Here is a 23,121-nt window from a genome sequence, read left to right as displayed (position 1 = left end):
CGAAACACATACACAGATGGGCCCGTAGCTCAGCCAGGACAGAGCGCCGGCCTCCTAAGCCGGAGATCCCGGGTTCAAATCCCGGCCGCCGCACAACCCTCCCATCAACTGATGGCAAGGAATTCATGTTGGTTTGATAATGTGCTTGCAATTGATTTTCTCTTGGGATAGGCGTCATCGCCTGTGAATATTTAAAAACTTGTATAAGCTAGGTTTTACATGGTGTATACACACTATCTGACGTAGTATCAGTAAGGGGTTCGAAAGAGCTTAAGGAGAAGATGAAGAGGTATCGGGTTGATTGGAGTAAGGAGATTATGGAGTTCATTGAAGAGCGTATTAAAGCACTTGAACTTCTAGAGCTACTCAATAGCATTGAGAAGAATATAGAAAGAAGAAAGACTAGAGTAGATTCTGCAATGCTAATCAGGGAGTCTAGAGAGGAGAGATGATAGTGCTGGACTCACCGTTTATAGTAAAACTTGTGCTTGAATAAGAAGGCTCTGGGGAGGCGCGCAGATTAACGCGTTTATGGGTTAATAGAGGGAAGGTATTAGCAACAATAGACATTGCTCTTCCTGAAGCCTTAAACGCCATATGGAAACATTGCCTAAAGGTGGGTGATCTAAGTCGCGAAGAAGCTGTTAGTAGCGTAGAGGACCTCTTAAACCTGTGGTCAAAGCTAAGGGTTTATTCCTCGAAGGAGGTAGCTGAACAGGCATTTAAACTCGCACTAGAGGAGAACATCACAGTATACGACGCTCTTTACGTGCAGCTGACCAAATCCATGCGAGCAAGGCTTGTATCATTCGATGAAAAACTAAACAGAGTGGCAACAAGACATGGTGTAGCAACATACCCTTAGACCCGGGGGCTGCCACCCATGTTCAATTACAAGTGAGGCTAGTTCGCTTTGACCAATTCTGTCATAGAAGTGGGAATGCCTGCCAAGACTAGAAAGCTAATGCATAGTTAAAACAACACTTCTCATATACTTCAACAATACACGATCAAAACTCTTGACACATCTATCAACATTTACTCGATGTAGTCTAATAGGTATGACAGGTCCTGATGGCATTGGGGAGTAGTATCTTGTTGCTAGCTCGAGAGCTTTTCTTGCTCATGGAGGTTCTCCTCCCGACCTCTTCGGACAGTATCCTATCTATCTTCTTACCGTAGAGAGCAAGCCACGCAGCATCTCTCACAGGCTCTATCACAATTCTATCCCCCATAACCATGATTCTAATCCTCTGATCCTCACCAATCTTCACAGCCTCAGCAATAGCCTTAGGTATAACAACTACCCTCTTCCTGCCAACCTTGGTCTCTACAACCAAGCTCATAACCTCTACCAATACACATATAGCTTAGCATCCAATTTAAGATTTAACAGATTTAACCAAGTGGTAGAGATCTCTCTACACCTGCAAGGTTTATTATTAAGAGCCTCAGCATATGTGAATTCACATCCTAACTACCTAAGAGTTAGGGTTATAGATGATCAGCGCTATATTTTCAGCACACAATCTATGAATAGAGCCAGCATGCTACAAGCCTGCCTTGTTTACTAAGTAGTGGAGGTCTTTTCTCAAAGCATAGTCTACTCGAATAGGGGCATCTGTGTGCTAGTTTACACCCTGCAACATCTCTATAAAATTCCTCCTCTCTAAGGAGATTTTTGCTAATAGAATCCATGGATCCTGAAAAGGGGTCTGGTATTGAAGCAATTAATGCTTGAGTATAGGGATGCAATGGTTTACTGAAGATTTCTCCTGTGCTTCCAACCTCCATTACATTACCACGGTAGAGGACAACCACCTTCTTAACGAGGTAGCCCACTATAGACAAGTCATGGGTTACAAGAAGATATGTTACATTAACTTTGCTACTTAGCTCCTGTAGTAAATTAAGTATTTGTGCCTGTATAGAAACATCGAGAGCTGAAGTAGGCTCATCTAGTAGTATTAGCCTTGGATTCAGTGAAACAGCTCTTGCTATGGCGACACGCTGAGCTTGTCCACCACTTAGACCTGCTGGATACTGATTTAAAATAGCTGGGGGCAAGCCAACGAGTTCCAGCAGCTCATTAATGCGTTCTTTAATCTCGTTATTATTAAGTCCCAGGTGTTTCTTCAAAGGCTCTGCTAGAATATCATAGATTTTCATCCTTGGGTTAAACGACTGAAGGGGGTTTTGGAAAACCGCTTGAACATTTCTACGATACCATGACTCCTCAGTATTGGAGAGAGCAAATATGTCTTTACCCTCAAAAAGAACTCTACCACCAGTTGGCTTCTCAAGCTTTAGTATAACCCGCAGTATAGTAGACTTCCCAGAGCCTGTTTCACCTACAAGAGCCGTGCTTTCATTCCACCCTACGGAGAAGGAGACCCCATCAACAGCTTTCACATAGCCTACTACACGACCAAATAAACCTCTCTTAATGGGGAAGTAAACGTAGAGGTTCTCTACACTCAATAGACTCATCTAGACCCCTCATAGAGGTGACAGTAAATAACTCTATCCTCGAGGACGACTCGGGGTGGGGGCATATCAGCGCATTTCGGGATTGCATGGTTGCACCTATTGTAGAAGGGGCATCCATTGTAATCCTCTCGCGGATCTGGCAAGAATCCGGGAATTGGGGTCAGCTTTTCTCCAGTCATCCTCGGTATAGCTTTCATCAACCCTTTTGTATATGGATGTAGCGGGTTTATCATCAAGTTTTTTGTGGAACCTTCTTCGACAACAATGCCTGCATACATTACTACGGTTCTATCACATGCGTATGATGCTACACCAAAGTTGTGTGTGATCATCAGTAACGTTAGACCATATTCCTCCTTGAGAGTTTTTATTAGATTGAGTATTTCAGCTTGTGTTGTTACATCAAGATTTGTCGTAGGCTCGTCTGCAATTAGTAGTTTAGGCCTTTTGGCTAAGGCAAGCGCTATTGACGCTCTTTGTAGCATACCGCCTGATAACTCGTGAGGATAGGAGTTGAGCACTCGATCTACTTCAATGAGCCTTGCAATTCTGAGTGCTTCTCGTGCAATCTTGAGTGCCTCCTCTTGGGACACTTTCAAGACCTCTGTCAATACATCAATAAACTGTTGCTTAATCGTAAAAAACGGGCTAAACGATGTAGCCGGGTCTTGGAATATCATTCCAATCTCTCTCCTTATTTTTGTCCTGATCTCTGCACTAATGTTCTTTGATAAATCAATGCCATCGTAGAGAATACTTCCCCTCTCTACACTAGCGTTTCGCGGCAGAATCATTGCTATAGCTTGTGCTAGAGTAGATTTACCTGAACCCGATTCCCCTATGACACATAGTGATTCTCCATACTGAATATCGAGGTTGACACCTCTGAGCGCTTTTATCACACAACCAAATGTATAATAGTTTACTACAAGATCTCTCACCGAAATGAGTGAGGTGTTCATTGTTTCACCGCTTTGACTTTAACCATCATGTTCCGCACTCTCGGATCCATAAATTCTTTTAGTGCATCACCAAATAGGTTAAATCCAAGCACAGTTATTAGTATGGCTAGTCCAGGGAAGAACGAAATCCACCAAGCTCTACTTATATACTGCCATCCTTCACTAACTAAAAAACCCCATTCGGGTGTTGGAGGCGGGATACCCACACCTAGGAAGCTAAGCGCAGAGGCCTCTAGTATAGCTGATCCTATATCTAGTGTAGCTTGTGTTACTAGCGGAGTTAGAATATTGGGGAATATGTGTTTAAACACTATGACCAGCGGGTTCAACCCTATGATTCTAGCTGCATCGACATATGCAAGTGACTTAACTGAAGTTACTTGAATGTAAACTAGTCTGGTGTACCATGGCCACCAAGACAGTGCTAATGCAATTATAGTATTGGTTATTCCTCTCCCAAGGACGGAGGCAAATGCTATGGCGAGTAATAGTGGGGGGAATGCTAGGAAAATATCAGCAAGTCTCATTAATGCTGTACCTAGTTTACCACCGAAGTAACCTGCTATGAGACCTATGGGCACCCCTATGGCGAGCGAGAGTAGAACTACTGAGGCTCCAATGGTTAGAGAGAAGCGTGTGCCAAGTAGCAACCTATTAGCCAAGTCTCTGCCAAGGGCGTCTGTGCCTAGCGGATGCTCTGGTGATGGAGGTGTAAACGCCTTATCAGGATTATATGCTACTCCCCAGGCTTCACTTGGACGTGTCAATATGTAAGGGGCAATAACCCCTGTAATAGTAAACGTAACCACTACTATGAATCCTACTAGATACACCTTTTTATAGAGTATGAATCTAAGGAACTCTTTGGCCCATTGTCTCATAATTTCACCCTAGGGTCTATCCATGCGTGAATCAAGTCTACTACGAGATTTATGGTAGAGTAGAGTATTGCGACAAATACTATTGAGCCCAGAATTGCTGGGTAGTCGTAGCTTAAAAGAGCCATGCCTGCGTAATATCCTATTCCAGGCCACACATAGACTAGCTCGATCATGAATGCTCCAATAATGGTATATCCAAAGCTGAGGCCTAGTGACGTGATGACAGGCGAGATCACACTCCTCAATACGTATTTGTAAACAAGGGTTTTCTGGTTAATACCATTTGCGTCTAAGAACCTCACGTAATTTTCATTCAGAGCCTCAATAGCGAGAGACCTAACCATACGAATAGTGAGGCTGAGTGGGTATAGCGATAGCGTGATGGCTGGCAACACCAACCTCTTAGCTACGTCGATAAATACCAGTAAATTACCTTGTATCAGCGAGTCGATGAGGTAAAAGCCTGTTATTGGCTTAAAGCCTGTCATAATGGCGAGCGCTGTATCAACTCGTTTTCCAGCGGGCAGTACGCCGAGCCATATAGCGAAAACTAGTTGAAATACCAGCGCAACCCAGAAAACAGGGGCTGAAGCCCCTATTATAGCCATAATGCGGATTGCATCGTCAACGAGGCTACCTATTTTTAATGCCGAGTAGAAGCCCAAGAAGATTCCTATGATCACTGCGATGGCGAAGCCCACTATAACCAGCTCCAATGTGGCTGGGAGAGCAGATAGTATGTCCTGTAGTACCGGTTGTTTAGTCCTCCATGAGATGCCCCAATTACCCGAAAAGAAATCCTTGAGGTAATAAAAAAGCTGTACATGTATGGGCTCATCCAGGTGAAGTTCTTTTCTCGCTTTTTCAATAGCCTCTAGTGGTGCATGAGGACCGACCCATAGCACTTCAGGTCTAGCTGGTATGACTCGGGTTAGAATAAAGGTAACTATGAGGACGCCAAAGACGACAAGCACAAGTAAAAAAATTCTCTTTATTATATATTCATATGTTACTGGCATGCTTGCACCAATTACGCTTCTACAACTAGCATCTGAGCAAACACTACTGTGGGGTAGCTTGGGTTAATGGCATTTTCAAGGTTTTTAATTTTTGCAGCAGCTACTCTAATATCTGTAGCGTCCCATAGTGGAACAGCTGGCACATCCTCGTAGAGTATTCTCTGAGCCTCATAGTAAAGCTTTAGTGCCTTATCTGGGTCTGAACCTTCAAGTGAATAGGCCTCCATTATGAGCTTGTTGAATGTTTGGTTCTCATAGTAACACAAGTTAAATGCTTTGCTATCACTATGGAACATGTTGTAGAGATATGTTATTGGCGATAGTACATCAGGCCACCAATAGAATATTAAAAGGTCTTGTGCTTCCTCAGGTGATTCCCATCCTTTTTGAGCTAGAGCCCATTGTTCCTCCCATGACATTGGCCTTATCTCTACTTCTATGCCTATCTTGGCAAGAGATGCTTTAATTACCTCCGCGGTCCTCGCCTCATAGATATCTCCAGCTGTATAAACGAGTATTAGCTTTCTAGGTATGCCATTTGGATACCCCGCCTCGGCCAACAATCTCTTCGCTAATTCAAGGTCATATCTGTATGTTAAGTTATCGAAGTGGCCCCATAAGCCGTAGGGTATAGGGCCGCTAGACACTCTTGCGAGTCCACCACGTGCAAGTTTCACTATGTCCTCGTAAGGTATGGCATGTGCTATAGCTCTCCTCACAAGTACATTGTCAAGCGGCGGCTTCTTAGTATTAACTAACATTAAGAGGTTCTGGAAACTTGGTTTACGCACGACAACGTAATTATGGTCTTTCTCGAAATCATCAATGTCTTCTATTGGGACATACTGCGCTATTTGTATCTCACCTGCTCTGAGCATTCTACTCTGCGTGGCAGCATCCTTTATGATTTTTATTATGAATAAGTCGGGTGCTTTATCTAGGGAAGACTTCCGTGGATAGTTGGGGTCTTTCCACCCCCACCAATCACTCCATTTCTCTAGCACTACCTCGAACTCAGGATCCCATTTAATTAGCTTATAGGGGCCACTCCCACACTCATTTCCTCTATTAAACCACTCTGAAACCTTAGAATCAGTAGCATTTGTAGCTCCAGCGTACTTCACTACATTGGGGCAGAAGATATAAGCCGAATAAGGTGATGCTGCGATCTTGAGCAGAGGAGCAGGATACTTTAGATAAAACCTCACAGTATATTCGTTCACTACTTCTATTCTATCAACAGGGTCCCATATATAAGCTGCTCCACTTCCAAGCGCGATTGTCCTATTTATGCTGAAAGCTACGGCCTCAGCATTTATTGGTGAACCATCGTGAAATTTTGCACCTTTCCTAATGTAAAATGTCCAAACAGTTCCATTTTCACTACTCTCCCATCTCTCAGCCAACCCTGGGATAAACTCGTTCTTGAAAGGATCATACCAGACAAGCGTCTCGTACACTAGCGGTAGCCACATAATAGAGTTCGAGAATTCAGTGCTTGGTTCAGCTGTAGTCATTTCCGAGAGAGACGCATATACAACAACCTTTTTCGATGGTGCTAGAGGTACTCGTGTTAAAAATACAGCCACAACAACTGCTATTATTACTACCACTGCTATGACTGGATAAAGCCACTTGGGTATAGCTTTCATTTCTCTAATCCCTTGGGATAAAAACATCTATAAACTTTACATTTTCATTTTTGACTGTTTATATAAATTTTACGTTTTTATCGTATTTATACTTTATACTTTCATTTTTGTCTGCTTTACATTCTTGGGGTGTCTTCTCTATACAGCTCCTTAAGCAAAGCTGAGAGAAAAAGGATTGTTATTTACTTGCCACGTAATCTCATAGCCATGCCTAAGAGGTCTGGGTGAACATACTCGCCATTCTTTATTATTACCTCTCCATCACATTCGACCGTGGGGTTTAAGCAAACCCCATCTGTGTGGGATGATGCTGGACCTAGCTTCCCCTTAAACGTTGAGGACTGTGAACCAATGCCCCATTCAATAACACCCCATACTCGCTCATCCTCTAATATGTTACCTGATAGCTTAGCCCCTGGGTTACATCCATAGGATATGTGAGCTATGTTAAACATTCTCTCGTCGTTAAACGACTTTAACCATTTTTCAAATACCCTTGCCTCATATCCGCCTTCAATTCTCTTAACTCTGCCCTCAGAAATGTGAAGTTTTATTGGAGACTTTAATATCCCTAGTTCCTCGGGTGGCCATACCGACCCATCGAAAACTATCACACCGTTAATACTGTCTTCGATGGGCGCCCAGTCTACTTGGCCAAAAAGCATATACTCTCCTGGCCCATTAACCTCACCTTCTACAAGCACAGGTCTCCTAGGATCATTCTCGAACTCTACATCCATGCCACTTGGACTCTTCATTTTCATTCTCTTACACCTTTTCGTAATAGCCGCTAGCTTTCGCTGAAACTCGTACATAGCATTGAGGTCAACTCTTCCAATGGTTCTAACCATCATATCGCTATACATTCCCACTAGACAGATATACTTGACTCTACCTGTCTCCATAGCCTTCCAATAGGGTGTTGAGTAAAGCAACCAGTTTCTATTGTATTCTATCCACACATCTGCCTCCCTTAACACAGCCGTTAAAGCCTTGACTGGTAGGTACTTGTCAGCAGCCATTCCCACGCCTACAGGGGTTTGATGAAGAAAGATCACAGGCTTGGCACCTATAAGCATAGCGGCCTCTGCTGTAGCAAGAGCCACATTCCAGTCGCCAGCCGTATCTATAGTTATCACCACCTCATCTTCTCTAGAGACCTTTAATACATCACGTACCAGCTTGTAAGCTGCTTCAAGGAGCTCAAAGTCGAGATGTCTTATGGTCATGTACCTCCCCAACTAAATTAAAGTTCTCAACTAGTTAAAACTTTATGTATCGAGAAAATGAGAACTAGAAAAATTTGTTGCTTCTTTGATTTTTGTGTAGGTTAATAATCGATTAAAGCTTGTAAAACACCATATTATAGATGACAATATATAATGCAAAAAGTTTGATACGTTATCAAATACTTTGGGAAAAGCGTTTTCTAAATACTTCTCAACTTCGTAGACTCGAGTTAAGTATAGATGGTATGTTAATAGGTTCTATTTAAAGAATTTAGGGCTTCATCCAAGCAGATTCCGTCTTTGGTCAAGTCCATCACATTACAGTAGCATATGTTGCCTAGCTATTCGTGTGAAGATTTTCAAATAAAAATTAGTGGGGTTAAGAGTTGGCTCTCATTTATAAGAGTTGATGTTGCATGTTGACTTGTCTGGCCAACTTAATTAGGCTCTCTATGGCAATTGCACTCGCTTTAACCGGGTCAATCACTGGAGCATCTATTAGACTTAGACTTTGTATCTTCTCTGCATATCCCCCGAATCCAGTACATCCTAACACAAAGGTTATCCAGCGCTCCTTTGATGCGATAGGTTTAGTGGCTTCAAGTAACATATTTAGTGTCTTTTCCTTGTCTTTATCTATGTCCTCTACACCAAGTGGTACGCCAATTACGTCTGCTACCACATTCTCGAAACCTAAGCTCTTTACCCTGTTCCAAATCAAGTTAAGGGCATGTTTCTCGGCTCCAACAGTCACTATATAGATTGGGCGACCGTAAAGTCTTGCAAGAGTTAGAGATGCTTCTCCTGCGCCAATCACTAAATTACCTGTTTTAAGCCTTAGTTCATCGACTCCAGGGTCGAGGAAGCAGTTTACTATTATCCCATCATATGTGTTAACAAGTTTTGTACCTATTTCTACGACAAGGTGAGAAGCCTCTTCGTAGGACTCCTGCGATTCTACTGTTCTAGGGCCTCTAGGTAGAGAGATGACCTCCACCACAGTATTGGGTGAAAGAAACCTTTTATACAGGTTTCTATCATTCTCGTTCCAAGTTGAGTGTCCAACGGGGTTTATTACAAGGATTTTCATGTAAGGCCACGCTCTTTTACCAACTCCTCGACAGGTATATAGTCATAGTTGAATCCGAAGTGCCTTGGGCCAAATAATTCAAGTCCTCGTGGTGTTCTCCAGACACTAGGTGCTTTAGCGGCTATGCCGTTGACCACCATACCTTCTTTCAGCTCAGTATTGGTTATAGGTGTTCCATCGTCCATTACCAGCATGAATAAGTCGGGGGGCATAACCAGGGGTTCATTGTCTATCCAGACCATTATGTGCTCGTTCATTATCCACGACTTCAAAACCCTTCCCGAGAACAAACCAACTCCTCTTACAATGGCCTCGCCTTTCAAGAACCCACCTTCATTTCGCCAAGTATACCTCTCGACAACTCCTTTGAAGACTGCCCAGCCCTCTAGTACTTCAGCTATTGCTTTAACTGGGTCTCTTCCCTCAGCTCTCGCTTTTAATACCTCTTCGCCAAGCCTAATACACTTTGAGATAGTTCCTCTCACCACTGCTTTCTCTGCTTCATGTCTCTTCATTGGTGTATCAACAACGGCTACATATCTGCCACTAAGTACTGATAGATATCTAGCTATCGCCTCGTAGTCGTCTATATCAGCATACCCTCTCATGATCACCACGTTGCCTGTCTCCGACACCAGGACAGAGGGGTGCATTGGTATATTGAATATGTGGACTGTGCACTGGTGTAGTTCTGGGGCAGCCCTCCCCAAAAGGTCTCCATCTATAGCTGGTATACCAATCTCTGCCGCAATCTTTAGTGCTATAGGCGTGTTTTCGCCGCCGAGCTCACTAGCGACTACACCAGCTATTTTAGCACCCAGCTCTTTTTCCATAATTTCAAAAGCTTTCTCAATAGCGTTAATTATTTTAATCTGCTTCTTAGGCGCCAGACCAGGGGCTATGGAACCAACATAGTATGGAACCACTACAACACTATCCTCTGGTAGCTCTCCCAAATCCACTATGTCAATGCGTTTACCTGCTTCTAGCACCCTCTTCAGCATTGCTAAGCCCTCTCCAGGGTTTCCCCCACCACCGGTCCCTAGGATTGTTGCGCCAAGTACAAGTTTTTCGGCTTGACTAATAGTAGATATGGACAACAAATGACTTCACCTATGCACTAGTAATAGTATTGATTAAGTTTGTATTCTTAAATATTATTTTGATGCAATAACTTATGCTACTACAATTTATAAATGCAGATATAACAATGTATATTGTTTTAAGGCTGGTTGAGCTGTTTTAACCTTACTCTACATAGTCATTTCTGGATGTAGCCCTTATTCCACGTGGGGGCTCTACAATTATTTCTGTGACGAATCCTTTTAAACTCCTCTTTGATGCACATTAACGTCTCAATATCCACAAAAATCTTTGTCCTAAGCTCCTTGAAACACCCTTTGATTTCTTAGGACATTATTAACACCAAGACTCTGCCTAGCAATATTCACTATCTTCTTCATGAGCTATCTTGGTACAAGTTCATCGATATACTCTCGAATATTTCTCTTAGACTTAAAGACTTAACCACTTCTGCCACAACCTTGAATATTGAAGTAGTATTCATGCTTTTACATTCTGCTCTTTTAAACATTATTACTCTCCTACCTATTATGTTGTTGTTACTAAGCATGTATAGTCACAATCAATATTCTTTTCACTACGTCTCTTAGCAGTTCTTCTAATATCCCTAATGTCTCTTCAAGACCTTTGATATCTCTTCTGAATTTCCTCAACTCATATCCTGTGTTAATAAATTTCAAAGAGTAGTCTCAAATCTCTTGACTTTAAACATTCTTTTAGCTAGTAGAGCTCCGATAAATTCGTTATTAGCTTTGTGAACAGTTTTATCTATGCTGTGAAAACACAATGCAAAATAAAAATGGGCGCAGACTTTGCAGTGTTATGGTTTTCCATTTTGATGTAGCTATAGTATAGCTCGGTATTGTCTGTATACGAGTAGAGTTTATAATTCGTAGTACGTATAATATATTTTGTTGTGTATTATGAGTGTTGTTATAAGTATTCGTGTACCGAAGAAGCTTAAGGAGCAGATGGATATGTTAAAAGGATATGTTGATTGGGGTGAGGAGATCAGGAAATTTATTGAGAGGCGTGTTGAGGAGCTTCGCAGGGTTTATGTACTGGAAGAGGTTCGCAAGGTGATTGAGCAGCTTCCCGAGGTTCCCAGGGGCACGGTAACTAGGTATTTGAGGGAGGATCGTGATAGTAATTGACGCCTCTGCGTTAGCAAAATATCTTCTGAGAGAGGAGGGTTGGAGAGTGGTCGAGAGCTATTTGCTACAGCCTGTGTATTCTGTAGACCATGTGGTCAAAGAGGTGGCCAACGCTATATGGAAACATGCGGTGCTACATAGATACATTTCCAATGATATGGCCCTAGCTATTTTCAGCCAACTCAAAAAGCTTATAGACGAGAAGATAATAATTATCGAGCCTCAGGAGAGGTACATAGACAAGGCATTCAGTATAGCGCTAGACAACAGCATATCTGTCTACGACGCTCTATACATAGCCCAAGCACTAGAGAACAGAAGAGAGCTACTCACAAGCGATAGCAGACAAGCGAATATCGCCAACAAACTTGGAATCAAAACAATTTTAATTGAATAACATTGTGGTAGCGGATTTGAGTTGACGAACAAAAGATTTTTGCTTATGATCGCAATCTAAGAGAAGTGCTAGGCCTATAAATATGAGGAGGGTTAAAGAGCTTAGACGATATGGTTGCCTATTATCTTCAAGATGTTGTTAATGAACTATGTAAAGCCATTAAAACGAGAATCTGGGAAAAAAGAAGCGAAAATATTAGCTCAGGCAAAGCACCCATTACCGCTACCCAATTAATTCTTCCTATTATCAAAATTTTTTGGTTTAGCTATAATCTTTTTAATAATCTCATTGAACTATATCTTAAAACTTTCAAGGCTTACCAAACATGAGTATGGAACGGCTTCATGTTAAAGACACTCAGAATATGTTAAAAATATATTAAAAAGTTGGATTTCGAATATTTTACATTTACATTGGGTAAACTATATACACATTATTGTTGTTTATGTAGCCCAGCAGAGTCTTATAGTATTCTTGCACACATCTATCGCCACTGTTCAAAGCATTTATTGCCTCGTTAACGACATTTCCTATAGTAGTGAATTGCCCGTTATAGTAAATTGCTGTGCTACTGCTTATATAGCTGTGTTCGAGGTTTAGTAGAGTCGCTATCAACTGCCGCTTTAATGCTGTCGCCATATCGCCATAGACTGGTGAAACTAGGTAGTCGGCAAGCTCTGGGGGGCTTTAAAGCTTGTTCCCAGCATACTGTTTATGTAGCTAACATCCTCATCTGTGACCCTAGTCTTCCATGTACCCGTCTTCTTATCATAGTTAGACCAGCTCCAACACGAAACCGAAGTTATTACCCGGTAAGTCTTATCAGTCTCTACATAAACCTCGTAGGACGTTGTCGTTGTACTAACTATCATATTGCACAGCTACTGCATGTAGGCATTTCAACAACAACCTTGTAAAACTCCTTCAAAAGCCTTGTTTCGCCGCTTTCCTCGGGGCCGTAGAGATGTAGAATAAGGTAGAAACCTTTTTCGGCATAGGCCATGAGTTTATCGAGCTCCTCAACCCTGTCAACAAATCTGATCTCCATAAATATGCAAACCCGTTGCAATTTGATTATATGGCGAGCCAGTATATAACATCTTTGGCACTCGAAAGCACCAAGCTACTTTTCTATTGCAGCCACATGAGATTAGAATTTGATGAAAGGGAGAGGTGCCAGGGTTAGTGTTGAAACTTTAGAAATCAACATGAGTAACTTTTGGGCTTTGCGACCAAGCCACTGCAACTCTAGGTTGGTAAAGTTGGGAGTGATTGCAATGCATAATCTCTTTTTCTCTTCTTTAATACTTTTAGGGTAAGCAGGGTTGTTGCAGCGCTGATTCCTAGACCCACTAGTATCAAGGTTGTGAAGCCATAATCGACTTTCTTGTGTATCGAAAACTTTTCTGGGTAATTGCTGAAGAGTGCTAGGGCTGTGATTGCTGTTGTTTCCACGTTTGGGTCTCCCCTTGGTGTCAGGTCACCGTTGTAGTGCGTCACCACACCGCCGTCAACTATAAACCTATTGATGTTGTCTTCAATCCACTCAACTATTTCATCTCTTTGTCCTAGCGCCCTCATCAGGAAGTAGTATAGAGATAGCTTGTACGTCTCAAACAACCCGCTTTTGCTGTACGCTATATCCCCAAATCCAATGCCGAGCCACATCCCCTTCACATGCTCCTTGTATCTCTGGATCTGCTCAAGGTTCTTGTTCTTCAACTCTTGCAGAGATGCCAATATGGCTAGATCTGCATAGTCTAGCCAGTCTGGCAATACCGAGCCGCTTACAACGTCAGCGTATATATAGATTGCCTCACCTGTAACAGCTTTTTTAGAGCCAAGCGATAATCTCGACACTGTTTGGGGAGGAACAGAAATGTCTTTGAATAGCAGTATCCTAAGCCTGTTCCCATCGTCGTACAGAGTAGTGTTGTAGTGCGATAGAAAGGCCTCCACCATAGGTGCAATTCTGCTGCCACACATTCTAAGCACCTCAACTGCTAGCCAATTCGTATTCAAATAGCACACATCGGCCTCCACCTTCGGCGACTCCCTCAGGCATCCCATGCCATTCCCAAAGTCAACAAAAAGAGACTCGAGAAAGAGGCACATCTTCTGTAGTGTAGTATTCGCAACACCCCCTGCTTTTGTGACGCCATAAAAAGCACCTTCAAATGCTTCATCTATATATGCTATGGAAGCCACAAATACTAGAACCAGTATTGAGGCCACGAAAACCAAAGATAATGTCCTGATCCACATTTTTCGCGCCACAGATACAGAGACTAAGCACATCCCTAGGAAACCGTGTTGCACGGAAAAGAGTGAAGCGATTAAAAGTATTTAGGTGTTGCTGAAAGCGTGGTAGATGGGTGATTTTTTTTGACTATTTATCTGAGAGGGCATATAATGGTTAAGAAAGAGTTTGCCGATCTTATATTGAGTGGGCTGAAGACTACTACGATAAGGCTTGGCAGGGTTGTGCCCAAGTCTAAGGAGGTTATTATTCATAGTGGTGGTAGGCCTGTTGCAAAGGCTGTTATAGAGGGTGTTGAGTATAAGAGGGTTGGGGAGCTCAGTGACGAGGATGCCAAGAGGGACGGCTATCAAAGCATCGATGAACTTATAAAGTCTTTGGAGAGGATATACAAGACCAGGATATCTGATAGCGATATTGTGACGATAATTAGGTTTAGGGTTGTGAAGAAATTCAACGAGATAGACACAGACGATGTTTATCTGGGGCTCGAGCCCATAGACATTGCGAGGCTTGCCCATAGATATATATTCGATGAGCTTTCAGAAAAAGATAGGAGGATAGTGGAGGAACTGCTGAAGAGTAAGAGCATAAGAACTGTTGCTATAAAGATGTTTGGGTCTCTCAACAAGAGGTGGATCGTCAGAAAAACCCTTAGAAAGTGTTTAGCGAAGCTGGTGAAAAAAGGTGTGATAAGAGTTGATGAGGCTAACCTCAAGAAGCTAGCAGAGGTTTCGGGTTTTTGGAGAAGGGTTTATTTGGATTATGCGAAAAATCATGGAAACAAAAATGGTTTTATCTAGATTTATGAGAGTTTTATAACGTTCTCTTTCTTGCTCATAACAATGTCGAAGGCTACTTCTGCAGCTGCCTGCAGGTTGAAGCATAGTAGCATAAGTTTTTCGAAGAAGGATTTCATCTTCAGATAGTCCTCTAATGACTTGTACTTTGGTATTACATCAGCTTCTACACTACTGATAAACTTTGTTGCTTCAGCTGCTAAATCAGCTGCTCTACTCGCTATTGAGAGGTCCTGGCTTGTTATAGCCTGCAAAATCATATCTATTGTATAGTTTAGGTGTAGCTTCATCTCCTCTAGCTTATCCCCAACAACTTCTCTAACAACATCTATCAACACTGTTTTCTCGCTTAGTATTTGCGCGGCTTGGGCAAGGGCATCCCCTACATCCTCCAATGTCTTTATCAACACTCTATACTCTGTTAGAAACTGGGATGTGTTCAGCATGTTTAGGGCATAGACATATCTTATGGCAAGTGCATGCACTCTATCCATCTCAAATTCTAGTTCTGTGATCTCCTTCAAGTGATCTACTAAACCGCTTTTAATAGATGTTATTAGGTACTCCAACATACTCTTTATTGTTGAGGTCATTCTACCGACAAGCCCATCGATACTATACCTCTCTGTATCAACAAAGTTCTGGATTATTATAGTGTTTCTGGTTTGATCAATTATCTCAGCACCTATCAGCATTCTAACCATTGTTCTGATACTACCCATTATGTGTGGCGGTATAGAGCTGTCCTCATATTCGATAACTATTCTGTCATAGCCTACTATATACGAGGTGTATAATGCTCTCTGTATCAATTCTTCGCTAGTATTTTTAGATAAAATTATTTTTATCTCCTTCTCCTTGGTCCTCTTCTCAGCGAGCTTCTGCGGAACAACAACCAGAGAGCCATCGTTTTTCACCTCGAGAACCACAAGGTCAGAGGGCTTTAGATCAACTGCTTTGACCCATTCAGAAGGAAGCGATATCATGAGTGTTGATTTTCCGAATCTCTGAACCTTTCTTGTTTCAACAATTTTTTGCATGCTCATAAATCTCTATACCACTAATCTACTTTGTTTAATCAGCTTAAAACTGTTTTTATACAATAATACACGGCCTTTAAAAATCTATTTTTTACATCTAAACACCGCCACATCGACATTTACTCGCCTTAGTGGGCACCTTAGAGAGGTGTACAATGCAAGGTTATTGTGTTGAAGCGATTAAGGAGCGGGCTTAGCAGTAATAAGTTTGGATTCATGCATATTTTTCTTTTGTGATCTTCGTCTATAAAGCCAAGGTTCATCAGCTCGAATGCTCCCTTAGCTGCTGGAACCAGTAGATATTGGAATACTATACTTTCAATGGTTTACACTGAAGAAAAAAATGGAAAGTCTGTACTTGTCTAGACTAGGGAAGGCGATGTGGCAGGGGCTGGTGTCGGAGCTGGTGCTGCTCTCATTCTCTTGTTTATACTATCACCCAGGGCCACATATAGCAGTATCCAGCCTATGAAGCCTAAGATTGGCAAGAATATTGACAATATGAATAGTATGCCTGCCACCAGATACAACAAGTTTTTCTCAAGATCATTTAGTTTTAAGCACATTATCAGCATACCGATATCGCCTAGTATCAGCAGCAAATAGCCTATGATGATCAAGGCTATGCCTATTAAGGCTAATACGAGAGGTAATCCCACAAGCATTAGAATCAGGCCCCAGAAAAAGCCTATGTAAATTAGTGTCGAAGCTGTTGAGAAGTCAGGGTTTATAGAGGCCAGTTTCCTCACACCCAGCAGGAACTTGCCCCACAGACCTATCAACGCTACTATAGCGCCTATTAAAAAGACAATTATGATACCGATCAAAGCACCGATAATTGACGCCAATCTTCCGACAAAAATCGTTGTTAGTAAGCCGAATATCACCGAAGCCAATCCTATACCAATCAAAATCCATGCTATGAACAGATATAGTGTCCCCTCACGCATACTCTTGTAGGCTTCAACATAGGGGTCTGCACTACCCAAATCTGTCCACCTAGCATATCTTCTCCCCAGAAATATTTAAATTTTAAGAGATTGTTGTCTAGACATGTTCTTGGAAAAACCCTCAAAATTGTGGCAACTACTCCTGAACCATTTTTCCGATGTCCTGGATCTCGATTTCGATTATTCTATTGTCTTTTATTCTAACGACAATGTTGTTTTCTAGAAGTAGTGCTTTGTCGGCTTCTCCCTCATCTATGATTATGTGGAGGGAGTCGGAGGCTCTGTCATATATTATCTTCGCTTTTTCAAGTTCTCTTAGACTTATTGTGTATATTTCCTCGCTACTCAATTTTCTCACAATGGTTTGAAAGCCTTGGTATGGGAAAATATGTCTTTCTATAAACATCAAGTCATCTGTGCTTATAAGCTCTGTAAGCAAAGTAGGTTCAACCACGAAATCCGAGCTCGATTTGAATGTCAAATCCCGAATCTGTAACAAAAATAAAGGATTTAAAACCAGGAATGGAAGGAATAACAACTGACGTAAGAGTTCTGGAGAACTATGGTACAAGAACTATAGAGACAAAAGCAGGTATGAGAACACTTGGCGAATATCTTGTTGGCGACGACACTGGAAGGGTAAAGCTTGTTATATGGGGTCAAAAAGCATCATCTCTAAATGTTGGAGATGCTGTAGAGATAAAGAATGCTTGGGTCACTTCATTCAGGGGAGAGGTTCAGCTTAATGCAGGAAAGAATAGCGAGCTTTCAAAGTTAAACGACGACGCTGTTCCATCTGCTGATCAAATTCCAGAGGAGATGCCTAAGGCAGAGGGCGGGGCAGCCCCATCGAGACCTAGATACAGCAGAGGGCCAAGAGGAAGAGGAAGGGGAAGAAGGTGAATTAAAATGGCGGAGAACCAGCCACAGCAACACCCAAGATGGAACGAGGTCTATAGAAAGAAAGGAACAGAAGTAGGAATTGATAAAGGAGACTTCATTGTCGCTGTTGACGAAGAAAAGGCATATGCATTAGCGCCTGCAGTATACTATGTTTGGAACATGTGCGATGGGGAGACAACCATAGGTAAAATTGTTGAGAGTCTTGCTGACGCCATCCAAGAAGATATAGACACAGAAACACTGTACAATGCAGTTACAGATATTATTGATAAGCTAGTTGAAGTAAATCTGCTTGAGAAAGTATCGTAGAGATTCCAAATCAAATAAATTATCCTCCAAATAACAAAGTTTTTTATCCGGATAATCTGGCTTGGTATAGCATAGATTTGGGGTCATCAGATCTTCTCATATATCCGCAAAGTAGTGTGAGCATATATAGCATATCTCCTAAGTCACTGATTTCATAGAATGTGGTTATATATCCCTCGCCCAATCCATATAGTACCGGCTCTCCATTGCCAAGCATTATTAACTCGTTGAGGTAGATAGCAAGTCTTGGCTCTATTCGAAATCTAGTATACCTTACATCTGCACTTTCATATTCTATTCTAATGTTGAAACCCTTTGCCAAATAGAAGAACAGCGCTTCTTTGGGAACTATTTTCACATTTCCTCTGTAAGAGACGTCATGTTTTATAGTCTCAGCCACACCTCCCTCGGCAAGTTCTCGAATATTTTCCTCATCGAGACTATCCTCGAAACATATATGCGCTATTCCAATCTTTTCATCAAAATCTATGTTGATTCCGAGTTGCTTAGCCCTCTGGCTACATAACCCAGTTTTCGTATATGGGATCAGAATTTTTGTATCGACCCAAGCTATTTCAGCGACCTCGTGATAGTGTTGAAAGGGGATATCAACACCTTTACCACATATTATTGCAGATCCTGGCGCTAGTGACAGTCTTCTTTTAACGCCATTAAATATTGTTGTTATGATGAAGGGCTCTGTTGCAATGTGGACTGGGATTTCGTGAGCCCATCTAAAGAGCTGTTTAGCATAGTTTATAAGATTCTCTTCGACTCCATTCCTAGAATCTATCGCTATGCAGCCCTCGTTTATCTTCAAAGTGCTTCACCATTTGAGCACAAAAATTCATTAATTTTTAAACAACATTTTAAATAATGCTAGTAAACCAAGTAGATTCCAGTAGTGGTGGTGAGTAATTGTCTAAAAAGCCCTCCAAGGCCTTCAAAGCATGTATAAGATGTAAGGCGCTTGTCCCAGCAGAGACAGAGACATGCCCTGTTTGCGGATCAAAGGAGTTTTCAACCGAGTGGAGCGGGGTTGTAATTGTCCTCGACCCTGAGAAGTCTATGGTAGCAAAGCTTTTAGGTATAAAAACCCCAGGGAGATATGCTATAAAGGTTGGCGCTTGACGGTGTAAAAAATGAGTGGTGTGAAACTGGGACAGGCAGGAAAAACAATTAAGGTTAGCGATGATCTCTCTGTAACCGTGGTTAGAGAAGCTGAGAACAAATTGTTGTCGAGGATTGAGGTGGAGCTGTATTTGGAGCACATAACAAGGGGCACTCCATCGAGAAAAGAAATACAGAAAATACTATCATCAATATATGGTGCTCCCGAGGATAGTATAATAGTGAAGAGGATATTGTCTGAGTATGGCAGGGGAAGCTCCAAGGCCCATGTACACATATACCTCGATAAAAATATTATTAGGTCTGTAGAGCCAAGATATATGCTTAAAAGAGCTGGGCTAGAGAGCTAAACTAGCAAGGGGGTGTAAACAGATTGGCGGAAAAAACAAAGAGATTTAGATCACAGCTCTATGAATACGACTATAAGACAGGGACGATAAAGCTTAGGAACAGGCTCTGCCCTAGATGCGGCTCGGTAATGGCTTTTCACAAAGCTGGCAAGCCTAGGTGGCACTGCGGAAAATGCAACTATACCATATTTGTTGAGGAAAGGAAAAAGTGATTGTTGTTGGCATAGAGTCTTCTGCACACACATTTGGTGTTGGAATAGTTACTGATGACAATGAAAATGATTTTATATTGGCGGATGAGCGTATCCAGTATATACCGAAGCGTGGGGGGATACACCCAAGAGAGTCATCCAGGTTTCTCGCAGAGAAGGGCCCACAGATACTGAAAAACGCTTTTATAAAATCATCGATAGAGCCGAAAAAAATCGATGCTGTGGCCGTTGCTCTCGGCCCTGGACTAGGCCCTTGCCTAAGGGTGGGCGCAACAATTGCAAGAACACTCTCAGCTTACCTAAACAAGCCACTGGTTTCTGTAAACCATGCAGTGGCACATGTTGAGATAGGCTCTAAGTTAACTGGGCTAAAAGACCCTGTAACTGTGTATCTATCTGGTGGAAACACAGCTGTTATAGCATATGTTGATAAAAGGTATAGGATTTTTGGGGAGACACTCGATATTGCGTTGGGGAATCTTCTAGACACCTTTGCTAGAGAGGTTGGTCTTGGACCACCATATGTGGTTGGCGGGATGCATGTTGTTGATAAATGTGCTGAAAGTGGGAAGAGGATACTACCCGATTTCCCCTATGTTGTCAAGGGGCAGGACATGGCATTCTCAGGCTTATTCACAGCCTCTCTCAGAGCATATAGGAAAGGCGTTGACCTAAATGATATATGTCTAACCCTCCGCGAGATCGCATACAATAGCGTATTGGAGGTGTCTGCAAGATGCTTAATGCATACAAAGAAGAAGGAGATAATGCTTGTTGGCGGTGTTGCTGCAAGCCCTATACTAAGAGAGAAGTTTGTTGAGATGGCTAAAATCTATGGGGCTTCAGTAGGTGTTGTACCACCACAGTATGCTGTTGACAACGGTGTTATGATAGCGTGGACAGGTCTACTTGGCTACAAAGCTGGGTTAACAATAGATTTGAAGTCTGCTGTTGTTAGGCAGAGATGGAGAATAGATGAGGTTGAGATCCCATGGAGATAGAGCTTCCAGAGACCATAAAAGAAATGCTTGGCGAAGACTATGCAATTATCCATAGAGATGGTATTGCCATTGGCAAGGTGCTTGACTCTGTAGAGCTGCTTTCGATGGGGGCAGAGGCATACATATTCAAAGCAAAGTTTATGGGTGTAGATGCTATAATTAAGTGGAGGTTTCCAAAGCCCTACATGCCGAAGGAGCTAGACATGCAGTTGAGGAGGTATAGAACAGAGCTAGAAGCTAAGATAATTTGGAAAGCACTTTCAATAGGTGTCAAAGCTCCGACACCCCTCTTCACAGATCTTAAGGAGTGCTTCCTCATAATGACCTATGTGAACGGCGAGAATTTTAGAGATGTTGTTGGGATTATAGATGATGAGAAGCTATGCAGTTTAACAAGAACTATAGGTTTTTATGCAGGGATTTTGCACAAAAACAACATTGTCCACGGGGATTTGACAACAAGTAATGCAATAGTCGGTAAAGATGCTGTATACATTATAGATTTTGGTCTTTCCACAATTTCTAAGAGAATTGAGGATAAGGCCATCGATATACACATATTCTTTAGATCTGTGGAGAGTGCGCATAGCAGATTTGAGGAACTTATGAAAAGATGTTTTGTTGATGGATATAGAGATGCTGTTGGCGAGGATACAGCAAACAAGGTTTTGAATGCTGTGAAAAATATTCGGTTGAGGGGTAGATACATTGCTGAAAGGAAGCTGAAAAGCGAGTGGGTTTTATAGCTTTATCTTCTTCCGCAAGTTGCCTAGACCAAAACCTTTTAAGCAACAAATATTATGTGAATCACTGGGGTTTGCATCGATGGAGATATTTTTCGCGACAAACAACATGAATAAGGTGAGAGAGGCCGAGGCTATTCTAAGGAGTTTTGGGATAAGGATTATACCTGTAAATGTTAAGAAGATTGAGATTCAGCACGATTCTCTAGAGGAGATAGCAAGATACGCTGCTAAAATTGCTTATAAGGAGCTTGGGAAGCCTGTTGTTGTCGAAGACTCAGGGCTTTTCATAGATTCTCTAAATGGGTTTCCAGGTCCCTATAGCAACTATGTTTATAAAACCATTGGTTTGAGGGGGGTGCTCAAGCTTCTAGAGGATTATAGGGAGATTGAGCTTAGAAAGGCAAGGTTTATAGCTGTAGTGGTGCTAGCTCTTTCAGAGGATGAGGTTAAGGTGTTTAGAGGTGTGGTAGAGGGGTTTATAGCATTCGAGATAAGGGGTGATAAAGGCTTTGGCTATGACCCAATATTCATACCTATGGGGGCTGCAAAAACCTTTGCCGAGATGGATCTAGAGGAAAAGGGGCTCTATTCCCATAGAGGCAAAGCATTTAGAGAGCTTGGCGCATGGTTACATAGGTCGATGCATGGCAGGTAACAACATTGTTTTTGCCGCCTGTGAATGATGATGCTTTTTGTTCATATCCCAAGATTTAATTATAAAAATTTATAAGAGTGTGTTGTTCATATCTATAGAAGAATAATGCATTATAATGTGTGAATATGGTATGGCTGGTAAAAGGAGAGATAAGGGAGAGTCGCATTCAACTAGGCCTGCAAGACTTGGCCCCCCAAAATGGGTTAGATATTCACAGGATGAGATTGAGGCTATTGTAGTTGAGCTAGCTAGGATGGGGTACACCCCATCTATGATAGGGGTTATCCTGAGAGACCAGTATGGGATTCCACTAGTCAAATCAGTTACAGGTATGAAACTTACAAAGATTCTTGAGAAACATGGTGTTGCACTGCCCATACCAGAGGATCTGCTTAGACTAATGGCCAAGGCAGTGAATCTGAGGAGGCATCTATCTGAACAGCCAAAGGATTTCACGAGTAAGAGGGGGTTAATAGAGACAGAGTCTAAGATAAGAGCATTGATAAGATACTATAAGCGTGTGGGCAAACTACCCCCAGATTTCGAATATGATCCTGAGAGAGCAAGGCTCCTTGTCTCTCAGTATCTTGGCGCAGTACTGCAGCAGGGCATGGCACAATCCCCTAGCCAGGCACCTGCCGGTACAGTAACACAACCAGCAACCACAGCTCAAGAGAGTCAGCAACAACCATCGCAACAACAGCCAGAGTCTTCCGAGGCACAGCAGTAGCAATTCTGATGCTGTTTCATCTTATTTTCGCTTCTTAAAGTATTTCTTTTAAAGTATTTAATAGTTTTTGTCTCTTC

The 23,121-nt window shown here is 42.1% G+C and carries 32 protein-coding genes, 1 tRNA gene and 1 pseudogene; 15 read left to right on the top strand and 19 right to left on the bottom strand.

Features of this window, described 5'->3' with window-relative positions:
• Positions 1–20 precede the first annotated feature (20 nt).
• The 3 genes and pseudogenes from QW284_00280 to QW284_00270 all read left to right on the top strand — a co-directional run bounded on the left by QW284_00280 (position 21) and on the right by QW284_00270 (position 865).
• Positions 21–93 (top strand) — tRNA-Arg (locus tag QW284_00280).
• Positions 94–281: 188 nt separating this feature from the next.
• On the top strand, positions 282–452 hold the full coding sequence (locus tag QW284_00275) for a hypothetical protein (GenBank protein MEM0338115.1): 171 nt from the start codon (positions 282–284) through the stop codon (positions 450–452).
• A 68-nt stretch (positions 453–520) separates the two neighbouring features.
• Positions 521–865: pseudogene (locus tag QW284_00270) on the top strand (type II toxin-antitoxin system VapC family toxin).
• Between the two features lie 187 nt (positions 866–1,052).
• Here the strand turns inward: QW284_00270 and QW284_00265 are convergent.
• From QW284_00265 to QW284_00215, 11 genes are all read right to left on the bottom strand, one after another.
• Complete coding sequence (locus QW284_00265) at positions 1,053–1,346, bottom strand: AbrB/MazE/SpoVT family DNA-binding domain-containing protein (GenBank protein ID MEM0338114.1); 294 nt, start codon at positions 1,344–1,346, stop codon at positions 1,053–1,055.
• A 184-nt stretch (positions 1,347–1,530) separates the two neighbouring features.
• Positions 1,531–2,490 carry an ABC transporter ATP-binding protein gene (locus tag QW284_00260; GenBank protein ID MEM0338113.1) on the bottom strand — a complete coding sequence of 320 codons (960 nt, stop codon included), beginning with the start codon at positions 2,488–2,490 and terminating at the stop codon, positions 1,531–1,533.
• Positions 2,487–3,452 (bottom strand): ABC transporter ATP-binding protein, encoded by a 966-nt coding sequence (locus tag QW284_00255; GenBank protein ID MEM0338112.1) that lies wholly within the window; start codon positions 3,450–3,452, stop codon positions 2,487–2,489. Before QW284_00255 ends, QW284_00260 begins: the two co-directional genes overlap by 4 nt.
• Complete coding sequence (locus QW284_00250; GenBank protein MEM0338111.1) at positions 3,449–4,333, bottom strand: ABC transporter permease; 885 nt, start codon at positions 4,331–4,333, stop codon at positions 3,449–3,451. The genes QW284_00255 and QW284_00250 overlap by 4 nt, the downstream gene beginning before the upstream one ends.
• Complete coding sequence (locus QW284_00245; protein MEM0338110.1) at positions 4,330–5,352, bottom strand: ABC transporter permease; 1,023 nt, start codon at positions 5,350–5,352, stop codon at positions 4,330–4,332. Before QW284_00245 ends, QW284_00250 begins: the two co-directional genes overlap by 4 nt.
• A gap of 11 nt (positions 5,353–5,363) precedes the next feature.
• Positions 5,364–7,004 carry an ABC transporter substrate-binding protein gene (locus QW284_00240; GenBank protein MEM0338109.1) on the bottom strand — a complete coding sequence of 547 codons (1,641 nt, stop codon included), beginning with the start codon at positions 7,002–7,004 and terminating at the stop codon, positions 5,364–5,366.
• A 182-nt stretch (positions 7,005–7,186) separates the two neighbouring features.
• Positions 7,187–8,233, bottom strand: a complete 1,047-nt coding sequence (locus QW284_00235; GenBank protein MEM0338108.1) for a hypothetical protein — start codon at positions 8,231–8,233, stop codon at positions 7,187–7,189.
• Positions 8,234–8,630: 397 nt separating this feature from the next.
• Entirely contained in the window at positions 8,631–9,323 is a 693-nt protein-coding gene (locus tag QW284_00230; GenBank protein MEM0338107.1) for an aspartate/glutamate racemase family protein, read from the bottom strand.
• Positions 9,320–10,426: a DUF917 domain-containing protein gene (locus QW284_00225; protein ID MEM0338106.1), complete on the bottom strand. Its 1,107-nt coding sequence runs from the start codon at positions 10,424–10,426 to the stop codon at positions 9,320–9,322. Before QW284_00225 ends, QW284_00230 begins: the two co-directional genes overlap by 4 nt.
• 356 nt (positions 10,427–10,782) lie before the next feature.
• Complete coding sequence (locus QW284_00220) at positions 10,783–10,956, bottom strand: hypothetical protein (protein MEM0338105.1); 174 nt, start codon at positions 10,954–10,956, stop codon at positions 10,783–10,785.
• On the bottom strand, positions 10,949–11,086 hold the full coding sequence (locus QW284_00215; protein ID MEM0338104.1) for a hypothetical protein: 138 nt from the start codon (positions 11,084–11,086) through the stop codon (positions 10,949–10,951). The genes QW284_00220 and QW284_00215 overlap by 8 nt, the downstream gene beginning before the upstream one ends.
• 243 nt (positions 11,087–11,329) lie before the next feature.
• Between QW284_00215 and QW284_00210 the strand changes: the two genes are divergently transcribed.
• Together QW284_00210 and QW284_00205 are read left to right on the top strand one after the other, a co-directional pair.
• Positions 11,330–11,560, top strand: a complete 231-nt coding sequence (locus QW284_00210) for a CopG family transcriptional regulator (protein ID MEM0338103.1) — start codon at positions 11,330–11,332, stop codon at positions 11,558–11,560.
• On the top strand, positions 11,547–11,957 hold the full coding sequence (locus tag QW284_00205) for a type II toxin-antitoxin system VapC family toxin (GenBank protein ID MEM0338102.1): 411 nt from the start codon (positions 11,547–11,549) through the stop codon (positions 11,955–11,957). Before QW284_00210 ends, QW284_00205 begins: the two co-directional genes overlap by 14 nt.
• 408 nt (positions 11,958–12,365) lie before the next feature.
• Here QW284_00205 and QW284_00200 read toward each other — a convergent pair whose 3' ends face one another.
• The 4 genes from QW284_00200 to QW284_00185 all read right to left on the bottom strand — a co-directional run bounded on the left by QW284_00200 (position 12,366) and on the right by QW284_00185 (position 14,222).
• On the bottom strand, positions 12,366–12,596 hold the full coding sequence (locus QW284_00200) for a hypothetical protein (GenBank protein ID MEM0338101.1): 231 nt from the start codon (positions 12,594–12,596) through the stop codon (positions 12,366–12,368).
• A gap of 20 nt (positions 12,597–12,616) precedes the next feature.
• Positions 12,617–12,829, bottom strand: coding sequence for a hypothetical protein (locus tag QW284_00195; GenBank protein MEM0338100.1), 213 nt, complete (start codon positions 12,827–12,829; stop codon positions 12,617–12,619).
• Positions 12,826–13,005 (bottom strand): ATP-binding protein, encoded by a 180-nt coding sequence (locus QW284_00190; GenBank protein ID MEM0338099.1) that lies wholly within the window; start codon positions 13,003–13,005, stop codon positions 12,826–12,828. Before QW284_00190 ends, QW284_00195 begins: the two co-directional genes overlap by 4 nt.
• A gap of 200 nt (positions 13,006–13,205) precedes the next feature.
• Positions 13,206–14,222: a hypothetical protein gene (locus QW284_00185; protein MEM0338098.1), complete on the bottom strand. Its 1,017-nt coding sequence runs from the start codon at positions 14,220–14,222 to the stop codon at positions 13,206–13,208.
• A 120-nt stretch (positions 14,223–14,342) separates the two neighbouring features.
• Here QW284_00185 and QW284_00180 point away from each other — a divergent pair, with 120 nt between their 5' ends.
• The gene (locus QW284_00180; protein ID MEM0338097.1) at positions 14,343–15,020 is read left to right on the top strand and encodes an ASCH domain-containing protein; all 678 of its coding nucleotides are present in this window, start codon (positions 14,343–14,345) and stop codon (positions 15,018–15,020) included.
• A 2-nt stretch (positions 15,021–15,022) separates the two neighbouring features.
• On the opposite strand, the gene QW284_00175 is transcribed toward QW284_00180, so the two are convergent.
• The 3 genes from QW284_00175 to QW284_00165 all read right to left on the bottom strand — a co-directional run bounded on the left by QW284_00175 (position 15,023) and on the right by QW284_00165 (position 17,446).
• A complete protein-coding gene (locus QW284_00175) occupies positions 15,023–16,063 on the bottom strand; it encodes a phosphate uptake regulator PhoU (protein ID MEM0338096.1) in 1,041 nt (346 codons plus the stop codon).
• Between the two features lie 356 nt (positions 16,064–16,419).
• Entirely contained in the window at positions 16,420–17,046 is a 627-nt protein-coding gene (locus QW284_00170) for a DUF973 family protein (GenBank protein MEM0338095.1), read from the bottom strand.
• A gap of 97 nt (positions 17,047–17,143) precedes the next feature.
• Entirely contained in the window at positions 17,144–17,446 is a 303-nt protein-coding gene (locus tag QW284_00165) for a DUF2283 domain-containing protein (GenBank protein ID MEM0338094.1), read from the bottom strand.
• Between the two features lie 35 nt (positions 17,447–17,481).
• Here QW284_00165 and QW284_00160 point away from each other — a divergent pair, with 35 nt between their 5' ends.
• Positions 17,482–17,910 (top strand): single-stranded DNA-binding protein, encoded by a 429-nt coding sequence (locus tag QW284_00160; GenBank protein MEM0338093.1) that lies wholly within the window; start codon positions 17,482–17,484, stop codon positions 17,908–17,910.
• 6 nt (positions 17,911–17,916) lie between these two features.
• On the top strand, positions 17,917–18,219 hold the full coding sequence (locus QW284_00155; protein ID MEM0338092.1) for a PqqD family protein: 303 nt from the start codon (positions 17,917–17,919) through the stop codon (positions 18,217–18,219).
• Positions 18,220–18,262: 43 nt separating this feature from the next.
• Here the strand turns inward: QW284_00155 and QW284_00150 are convergent, their stop codons facing one another.
• Positions 18,263–19,039, bottom strand: coding sequence for a hypothetical protein (locus QW284_00150; GenBank protein MEM0338091.1), 777 nt, complete (start codon positions 19,037–19,039; stop codon positions 18,263–18,265).
• A gap of 98 nt (positions 19,040–19,137) precedes the next feature.
• Between QW284_00150 and spt4 the strand changes: the two genes are divergently transcribed.
• From spt4 to QW284_00115, 7 genes are all read left to right on the top strand, one after another.
• A complete protein-coding gene (gene spt4, locus QW284_00145; GenBank protein MEM0338090.1) occupies positions 19,138–19,350 on the top strand; it encodes a transcription elongation factor subunit Spt4 in 213 nt (70 codons plus the stop codon).
• A gap of 11 nt (positions 19,351–19,361) precedes the next feature.
• Positions 19,362–19,700 (top strand): hypothetical protein, encoded by a 339-nt coding sequence (locus tag QW284_00140; protein MEM0338089.1) that lies wholly within the window; start codon positions 19,362–19,364, stop codon positions 19,698–19,700.
• Positions 19,701–19,723: 23 nt separating this feature from the next.
• Positions 19,724–19,912, top strand: a complete 189-nt coding sequence (locus QW284_00135; GenBank protein ID MEM0338088.1) for a 30S ribosomal protein S27ae — start codon at positions 19,724–19,726, stop codon at positions 19,910–19,912.
• Positions 19,909–20,913: a KEOPS complex N(6)-L-threonylcarbamoyladenine synthase Kae1 gene (gene kae1, locus QW284_00130; GenBank protein ID MEM0338087.1), complete on the top strand. Its 1,005-nt coding sequence runs from the start codon at positions 19,909–19,911 to the stop codon at positions 20,911–20,913. The genes QW284_00135 and kae1 overlap by 4 nt, the downstream gene beginning before the upstream one ends.
• The gene (locus QW284_00125; protein ID MEM0338086.1) at positions 20,904–21,659 is read left to right on the top strand and encodes a Kae1-associated kinase Bud32; all 756 of its coding nucleotides are present in this window, start codon (positions 20,904–20,906) and stop codon (positions 21,657–21,659) included. The genes kae1 and QW284_00125 overlap by 10 nt, the downstream gene beginning before the upstream one ends.
• A 79-nt stretch (positions 21,660–21,738) precedes the next feature.
• The gene (locus QW284_00120) at positions 21,739–22,314 is read left to right on the top strand and encodes an XTP/dITP diphosphatase (GenBank protein MEM0338085.1); all 576 of its coding nucleotides are present in this window, start codon (positions 21,739–21,741) and stop codon (positions 22,312–22,314) included.
• A gap of 130 nt (positions 22,315–22,444) precedes the next feature.
• Positions 22,445–23,044: a 30S ribosomal protein S15 gene (locus tag QW284_00115; GenBank protein ID MEM0338084.1), complete on the top strand. Its 600-nt coding sequence runs from the start codon at positions 22,445–22,447 to the stop codon at positions 23,042–23,044.
• Positions 23,045–23,121 lie beyond the last annotated feature (77 nt).

Origin of the sequence: Ignisphaera sp. (genome assembly GCA_038735125.1) — an archaeon.
In the GTDB taxonomy this organism is placed as follows: domain Archaea; phylum Thermoproteota; class Thermoprotei_A; order Sulfolobales; family Ignisphaeraceae; genus Ignisphaera.
Note: the sequence above shows the minus strand (reverse complement) of the source record. Positions and strands in the feature narration are given on the sequence as shown.

Excerpts from the sequence above, each read along its gene's own strand:
- QW284_00275 (MEM0338115.1), top strand. The coding sequence starts at position 282 with ATGAAGAGGTATCGGGTTGATTGGAGTAAGGAGATTATGGAGTTCATT.
- QW284_00235 (MEM0338108.1), bottom strand. The coding sequence starts at position 8,233 with ATGACCATAAGACATCTCGACTTTGAGCTCCTTGAAGCAGCTTACAAG.
- QW284_00195 (MEM0338100.1), bottom strand. The coding sequence starts at position 12,829 with ATGATAGTTAGTACAACGACAACGTCCTACGAGGTTTATGTAGAGACT.
- QW284_00220 (MEM0338105.1), bottom strand. The coding sequence starts at position 10,956 with ATGCTTAGTAACAACAACATAATAGGTAGGAGAGTAATAATGTTTAAA.
- QW284_00240 (MEM0338109.1), bottom strand. The coding sequence starts at position 7,004 with ATGAAAGCTATACCCAAGTGGCTTTATCCAGTCATAGCAGTGGTAGTA.
- QW284_00250 (MEM0338111.1), bottom strand. The coding sequence starts at position 4,333 with ATGAGACAATGGGCCAAAGAGTTCCTTAGATTCATACTCTATAAAAAG.
- QW284_00155 (MEM0338092.1), top strand. The coding sequence starts at position 17,917 with ATGGCGGAGAACCAGCCACAGCAACACCCAAGATGGAACGAGGTCTAT.
- QW284_00245 (MEM0338110.1), bottom strand. The coding sequence starts at position 5,352 with ATGCCAGTAACATATGAATATATAATAAAGAGAATTTTTTTACTTGTG.
- QW284_00210 (MEM0338103.1), top strand. The coding sequence starts at position 11,330 with ATGAGTGTTGTTATAAGTATTCGTGTACCGAAGAAGCTTAAGGAGCAG.
- QW284_00125 (MEM0338086.1), top strand. The coding sequence starts at position 20,904 with ATGGAGATAGAGCTTCCAGAGACCATAAAAGAAATGCTTGGCGAAGAC.
- QW284_00115 (MEM0338084.1), top strand. The coding sequence starts at position 22,445 with ATGGCTGGTAAAAGGAGAGATAAGGGAGAGTCGCATTCAACTAGGCCT.
- QW284_00260 (MEM0338113.1), bottom strand. The coding sequence starts at position 2,490 with ATGAGTCTATTGAGTGTAGAGAACCTCTACGTTTACTTCCCCATTAAG.
- QW284_00120 (MEM0338085.1), top strand. The coding sequence starts at position 21,739 with ATGGAGATATTTTTCGCGACAAACAACATGAATAAGGTGAGAGAGGCC.
- QW284_00265 (MEM0338114.1), bottom strand. The coding sequence starts at position 1,346 with ATGAGCTTGGTTGTAGAGACCAAGGTTGGCAGGAAGAGGGTAGTTGTT.
- QW284_00185 (MEM0338098.1), bottom strand. The coding sequence starts at position 14,222 with ATGTGGATCAGGACATTATCTTTGGTTTTCGTGGCCTCAATACTGGTT.
- QW284_00190 (MEM0338099.1), bottom strand. The coding sequence starts at position 13,005 with ATGGAGATCAGATTTGTTGACAGGGTTGAGGAGCTCGATAAACTCATG.
- QW284_00255 (MEM0338112.1), bottom strand. The coding sequence starts at position 3,452 with ATGAACACCTCACTCATTTCGGTGAGAGATCTTGTAGTAAACTATTAT.
- QW284_00160 (MEM0338093.1), top strand. The coding sequence starts at position 17,482 with ATGTCAAATCCCGAATCTGTAACAAAAATAAAGGATTTAAAACCAGGA.
- QW284_00140 (MEM0338089.1), top strand. The coding sequence starts at position 19,362 with ATGAGTGGTGTGAAACTGGGACAGGCAGGAAAAACAATTAAGGTTAGC.
- QW284_00230 (MEM0338107.1), bottom strand. The coding sequence starts at position 9,323 with ATGAAAATCCTTGTAATAAACCCCGTTGGACACTCAACTTGGAACGAG.
- QW284_00200 (MEM0338101.1), bottom strand. The coding sequence starts at position 12,596 with ATGGCGACAGCATTAAAGCGGCAGTTGATAGCGACTCTACTAAACCTC.
- QW284_00175 (MEM0338096.1), bottom strand. The coding sequence starts at position 16,063 with ATGAGCATGCAAAAAATTGTTGAAACAAGAAAGGTTCAGAGATTCGGA.